Raw genomic sequence first — 5731 nt, 5'->3', positions numbered from 1 at the left:
GGGCGTGGTCCAGGGGGACACGCCCGGCGCCGGAGTTCCTAGGGCAGCGCGAACGCCGGATCGGTGATCACCCGCTCGAGCTGTTCCTCGCTGAGCTGCACCGAGTCGGCGGCGTCGTCGGCGGCGTCGACGAGCATCACCGTCGAGCCGTCGGCCCGGCGGAGGACGCCGACGAAGCCGCGCAGCTTCGTGAAACCCCCAGGGCTCACGAAGCCGGTTTCGTACACCACCAGCACCGCGCCACCGGGTTGCGGGATCCGCTCGCAGTCCCGCTCCCCTTCCGCGCAGGACCGGGCGAACGGGATGTGCTCGTCCGGCACCTGCCTGCCGTACACCGACAGCTGGAAGTCGCCGGGCCGCCCGGACGCGTCGACGAAGGCGGCGGTCACGGCCATCCGGCCGGGGCCGATGGCGTCCGCCGGGGACACGCCGACCCTCAGGCCCCGCACCCCGGGGAACACCCCGGTCACGGCGTCGCCGAGCGCCTGCCGGATCCGCGCCTGCTCGGCGAGCGACGGCGGGGACGGCGGCGAGGCCGGTGGCACCCGCGGCGTGCTCGGCGTGAACAACGCGACGGCCGCGACGGCCACCGCCACCACCGAAACGACGATCCCGGCGCGGCGCCGGCGGACGTCCCGGGCCGCCCGGTCGGCGAGCTCGTCGGGGTCGAAGCCCAGCGGCGGTTCCGGGACGGTCACCTCGCGCAGGCGGGTTTCGAGGTCGGTCATCACGCGCTCCTCTCCGCGCTGTGCTCGAGCAGGCCCCTGAGAGTCTCGAGCCCGCGGGCGGCCTGGCTCCGGACGGTCCCTTCCGAGCAGCGCAGCACGTCCGCGACCGCCGCCGCCGGCAGGTCCGCGCAATAGCGGAGGACGACGGCGGCGCGCTGCTTCGGCGGGACCTCGGCGAGAGCGCGCAGGAGCGGGCCGGAAATCCCGGTGTCGTTCAGGACGGCGGGCCGGTCCGGCACGACGCCGTCCCGGCGTTCGCGGCGCCGCCACGGCCGCCGGGACTCGTCGAGCCAGCAGCGCAGCAGGACCTGCCGGGCGTAGTTGTCGACGGGCCCCCGCCGGGTGATCTTCGGCCAGACCCGGTACAGCTTGATCAGCGTCAGCTGGACGAGGTCCTCCGCGAGGTGCCAGTCACCGCACAGCAGGTACGCCGTCCGTCTCAGCGCGAAGGCGCGCGCCCGGGCGAACTCCCGGAAATCCGCGTCGTCCGCAGCCCGCATCGCGCCTCCTCGTCCGCCTTCCGGTGTACCTCACGGACGAGGGGGCGCGGCGCGTTGCACGGGTTCAGGAATTCAGGTCGATCCGCTTGAAGGTGGCGTAGCGGTCGGGCGTGTAGGCCAGCTCGCCGGCCTTGCCGGAGATGACGCGGTCGTTCGTGCCGACAGCGAAGAGCTTGTAGTAACCGGACGCGCAGGCCGGCAGCACGCCTTCGCGGTTCTCGTAGGTCGTCCCGGCCGAGGTGCCGTTCCGCACGTTGTTCACGACGGTCTTCGCCGCCGACGACAGCTGCGAGTAGCCGATCTTGGCCAGGCCGGACAGGTCGCCACAGGCGTGCGTCGTGCCGCCACCGCTGATGTCGATGACCTTGAAGGTGGCGTAGTGGTCGCCGGTGTAGAAGTACTCGCCGGCGCTGCCGGTCACGATGCGGCGCGTGCCGCGGGTGCTCGAGCCCGGCGTCGGCACCGTGTACTCGTGGTAGTAGCCCGACGCGCAGGCCGGGAGGATGCCTTCCCGGTTGTCGAAGACGACGCCGTCGTTCTTCGGGTACGGGAACGGCCCGTTCGTCTGAATCAGCTGGTACGTCGTCGTCGCTTCGGCGGGCAGCGCCGAGAGCGTCGTGTGCGAGAAGCCGGACAGGTTCCCGCAGGCGTTCTGCGCGGCGACGGCCGGGGACGGCGCGGTGACCCCGGCGAACAACGTCGCCAAGAGCGCGAACAGGACGGCAGCCAGGCGCGATCGGTAGTTGGTCATTTTCGGACCGTAACCCGATCGGATGATTTTCAGGAGACGTGGACGTGAACTCCGGGTCGAAGTCCCGACGAACGGAGGGTCAGCGCCTCAGCTTCGGGAACTTCTCCGACAGCCGTTCGTAGACGACCGGCGGCACGAAGCGCTCGATGTCGCCGCCGAGCGCCGAGATCTCCTTGACCAGCGAGCTGGACACGAAGCCGTACGCCGGGTTGTTCGCCATCAGCAGCGTCTCGACGCCGGTGAGCTCGCGGTTCATCTGCGCCATCTGCAGCTCGTAGTCGAAGTCGCTGACCGAGCGCAGGCCCTTGACGACCGCCGCGATGTCGTTGTCGCGGCAGTAATCGACCAGCAGGCCCTCCCACGAGTCGATCCGGACGTTGCCGAGCTTCGCGGTGATGTCGCCGAGGATCTCGAGCCGTTCGGAGACCTCGAAGAGCCCCTTCTTCGACCGGTTGACCCCGACGGCGACGACGACCTCGTCGAACAGCCGGCTGGCCCGTTCGATGATGTCGAGGTGGCCGTTGGTGGCCGGGTCGTAGGAACCGGGACAGACCGCACGCCGCATGGCGCGGACGCTACCGTGCCGCACCCGGTCTCCGCCGCGTGGTTCACGCCACAGCCGTGTACTCCGCCCAGAACACGGCCGTGTCGCCGTACTTCTTCGCGCGCGCCGGCTCGAAGCCCGGTGGCCAGTCCGGCTCGCCGTCGCGGGCCGCGCGCTCGATCACCACCAGCGCCGATGCCGTCAGCCAGCCACCCGCGGCCAGCGCGGCCAGCACGGACCCGAGCGCGGCCGCGTCCACGGCATACGGCGGGTCGGCGAGCACGAGGTCGAACGGCGACGGCGCGGGCGCGGCGACCACCGCCTCGACCTGCCCCGCCCGGACCGTGCCGCCCAGGCGCAGCGCCGCGACGTTGCCGCGCAGGACGCCCACCGCGCGCCGGTCGGACTCCACGAACAACGCGTCCGCCGCGCCCCGGGAGAGGGCTTCGAGGCCGAGCGCGCCGGAGCCGGCGTAGAGGTCGAGGACGCGGGCGCCGTCCAGCTCGCCCGCCGTCTCCAGAGCGTTGAACAGGGCTTCCCGCACGCGTTCCGACGTCGGCCGGGTGCCCTTCGGCGGCACCTTCAGCCGCCGTCCGCCCGCCGTCCCGGCCACGATCCTGGTCACCCCCCGATTGTGCGGGGACGGCCTGCCGCGCGGATGACCGGGACACGGGTGTCCCCGCCCGGGCCACCGCGTAGAGTCGTTCTTCGCCCTCGGAGGCGACCCCAAAGCTGTCAAGGAGCCATGCGTGTCCGAACCTCGGGTCAGACGGGCCGAGATCGCCATCGAGCAAGCCCACGTCGATCGCGTGTACACCCGTCTGGACGAACTGCGGGTCCAGGCCGAGGCTATGCGGACGAAGGGCTACGAGATCGGCCAGGGAGCGCAGCGCGAGGCGATCTTCGAGCAGGCGTCGATGCTGTTCGAGCGCGACATGATGGTCTACCACGCCAACCAGACGCTGCAGACGCTCGACGCCGAGTACGAAGGCCTCGTCTTCGGCCGGCTCGACGACCGCGAGGGAGAACGCACCTACGTCGGCCGGCTCGGCATCCGCGACGCCGAGTTCGACAACCTCGTGACGGACTGGCGCGCGCCGGCCGCGGCGGCGTTCTACCAGGCCACGGCCGAGGAACCGATGGACGTGGTGCGGCGGCGGGTGATCCGTTGCTCGGGCCAGAACGTCCTCGACGTCGACGACGACGTCCTGATCGCCGACGCCGTCCCCGAGGACATGCAGATCGTCGGCGAGGGCGCGCTGATGGCCGCGCTGGGGCGTTCGCGCGGCGAGAAGATGCGCGACATCGTCGCGACCATCCAGAAGGAGCAGGACGAGGTCATCCGGGCGCCGTGGCGCGGGGTCACCGAGATCACCGGCGGGCCGGGCACCGGCAAGACCGCGGTGGCGCTGCACCGCGCGGCCTACCTGCTGTACCGCTACCGCCGCCAGCTCGGCGGCGCGGGCGTGCTGGTGATCGGGCCGTCGGGCGTGTTCACCAGCTACATCTCGCGGGTCCTCCCCTCCATGGGTGAGACGAACGTCGAACTGCGCGCGCTCGGCGAAGTCCTCGACGGCCTGGAGGCGACGCGGCAGGACGCCTCGCCGCTCGCCGCCGTGAAGGGGTCGCTGCGGATGCGGAAGGTGCTGCTGCGGGCGCTGCGGGACACGCCGCCGGAGGCGCCGGAGGAGATGCGGATCGTCTACCGCGGCGAAGTCCTGAAGCTGGGCGCGCGCGAGCTGGAGAAGGTGCGCCGCAAGGCCCACACACAGGGCGCGCCGCCGAACCGCTCGCGGATCCGGGCCGCCGAGCTGCTGCTGGACGCCCTCGCCGCGAAGGCCGAAGAGCACGCGAAGGACGACGGCCGGCAGATCGACCGCGCCGAGCTGATCACCGACCTGGGCGAGCGGATCGACTTCCACCGCTTCCTGGTCGTCTGGTGGCCGGTGCTGTACCCGGCGCAGATCCTCAAGTGGCTGGGCGAGGAGAAGCGCCTGGCCGCGGCGGCGAAGGGCATCCTGAACCGCCAGGAGATCTCGATGCTGGCCGCGGACTTCGCGGACCGCTCGCGGGGCTGGTCGATCGCGGACGTGGCGTTGCTCGACGAGCTGCGCGTCCTGGTCGGGCCCCCGCCGAAGCGCAAGCGGCGCCAGGTGATCGAGGTCGAGCCGGAGCGCTCGGGCGGCGCGCCGACGCGGCCGGAGCACTACGACGAGTACTCGCACGTGGTCGTCGACGAGTCCCAGGACCTGTCGCCGATGCAGTGGCGGATGGTCGGCCGGCGCGGCAAGTACGCGAGCTGGACGGTGGTCGGCGACCCGGTCCAGAGCTCGTGGCCGGACCCGGCGGAGGCGGCTTCGGCCCGAGACCAGGCATTCGGCGTCAAGACGGCCCGGCGCCGGTTCACGCTGCGCACGAACTACCGCAACTCGGCGGAGATCTTCGACCTGGCGGCCAAGGTGGTGGCGGGGCACGCGGAGTCCGGCGAGCTGCCGGTGGCGGTCCGCCGCACCGGAGTGGAGCCGGAGGTCCGCCCGGTCGAGGCAGCGGGCCTGGCGGCGGCAACCCAGGCGGCGGTGAAGGAGCTGCTGGGCGCGGTGGAGGGAACGGTCGGCGTCATCACGGCGATGGACCGGGTCCCGGAGATCGCGGGCTGGCTGTCGGGGCAGGCGGACGAGCGGCTGAAGGTCGTGGGCAGCCTGGACTCGAAGGGCCTCGAGTACGACGCGGTGGTCCTGGTGGAGCCGAACGACCTGATCACGGAGTCGACAACGGGGCGGCGGGTGTTGTACGTGGCACTGACCCGGGCGACGCAGCAGCTGATCGTCCTGGCCTCGAACCCGGACTGGATCCCGGCGGCCTGAGGCCGGTCGGTTCCGAAGAGCCGGCGTGCCTGACGGGGTTGCCCACAACCCGATGGGGCTGGGGACAGCTCCGGCCCCGGCAGCGGCTTTCCGGCTTCGAAGTCGGACCCCCTCGATACGCTGGAGCGGGGTGGCTCCCCCAGGGAGGGTGGGCCCTGCGGCTCCTGCGGCTGAGTCGGAGCGCCCTTCCAGGTCCTTCACCAGCTCGAACGGCACGTCGACGCCGGACTCGCACCCCGCCCAGACCTCCCCCGCCACCCCGATCCGAAGCCAGCACGCGGACGGTGGTGCCGGGTCAAGGCACGCTTTCCCGCCTTGACGCGGTACCACCGGCCGTAGTGACA

Annotated in this window: 6 protein-coding genes; 1 reads left to right on the top strand and 5 read right to left on the bottom strand. The window is 72.0% G+C overall.

The window, feature by feature from the left end; translation table 11 throughout:
* Positions 1-38: 38 nt before the first annotated feature.
* The 5 genes from ACWEVN_RS46050 to rsmD form a co-directional block, all read right to left on the bottom strand.
* Entirely contained in the window at positions 39-728 is a 690-nt protein-coding gene (locus tag ACWEVN_RS46050) for a hypothetical protein (RefSeq protein ID WP_452055479.1), read from the bottom strand.
* Complete coding sequence (locus tag ACWEVN_RS46045; RefSeq protein ID WP_452055478.1) at positions 728-1228, bottom strand: sigma-70 family RNA polymerase sigma factor; 501 nt, start codon at positions 1226-1228, stop codon at positions 728-730. The genes ACWEVN_RS46050 and ACWEVN_RS46045 overlap by 1 nt, the downstream gene beginning before the upstream one ends.
* A 64-nt stretch (positions 1229-1292) precedes the next feature.
* Positions 1293-1979 carry a ribonuclease domain-containing protein gene (locus ACWEVN_RS46040; protein ID WP_452055477.1) on the bottom strand — a complete coding sequence of 229 codons (687 nt, stop codon included), beginning with the start codon at positions 1977-1979 and terminating at the stop codon, positions 1293-1295.
* Positions 1980-2058: 79 nt separating this feature from the next.
* A complete protein-coding gene (coaD, locus tag ACWEVN_RS46035) occupies positions 2059-2544 on the bottom strand; it encodes a pantetheine-phosphate adenylyltransferase (RefSeq protein ID WP_452055476.1) in 486 nt (161 codons plus the stop codon).
* 43 nt (positions 2545-2587) lie between these two features.
* Positions 2588-3148, bottom strand: a complete 561-nt coding sequence (gene rsmD / locus ACWEVN_RS46030) for a 16S rRNA (guanine(966)-N(2))-methyltransferase RsmD (protein WP_452055475.1) — start codon at positions 3146-3148, stop codon at positions 2588-2590.
* Between the two features lie 124 nt (positions 3149-3272).
* Between rsmD and ACWEVN_RS46025 the strand changes: the two genes are divergently transcribed.
* Complete coding sequence (locus ACWEVN_RS46025) at positions 3273-5387, top strand: HelD family protein (RefSeq protein ID WP_449685164.1); 2115 nt, start codon at positions 3273-3275, stop codon at positions 5385-5387.
* Positions 5388-5731: the final 344 nt, after the last annotated feature.

It is taken from the genome of Amycolatopsis sp. NPDC003861 (assembly GCF_053605405.1).
This window is presented reverse-complemented; position numbering and strand designations above follow the sequence as displayed.

What these genes read in the sequence shown, in the direction of transcription:
- ACWEVN_RS46050 (WP_452055479.1), bottom strand. Translation starts at nt 728, where the DNA reads ATGACCGACCTCGAAACCCGCCTGCGCGAGGTGACCGTCCCGGAACCG.
- ACWEVN_RS46045 (WP_452055478.1), bottom strand. Translation starts at nt 1,228, where the DNA reads ATGCGGGCTGCGGACGACGCGGATTTCCGGGAGTTCGCCCGGGCGCGC.
- ACWEVN_RS46040 (WP_452055477.1), bottom strand. Translation starts at nt 1,979, where the DNA reads ATGACCAACTACCGATCGCGCCTGGCTGCCGTCCTGTTCGCGCTCTTG.
- coaD (WP_452055476.1), bottom strand. Translation starts at nt 2,544, where the DNA reads ATGCGGCGTGCGGTCTGTCCCGGTTCCTACGACCCGGCCACCAACGGC.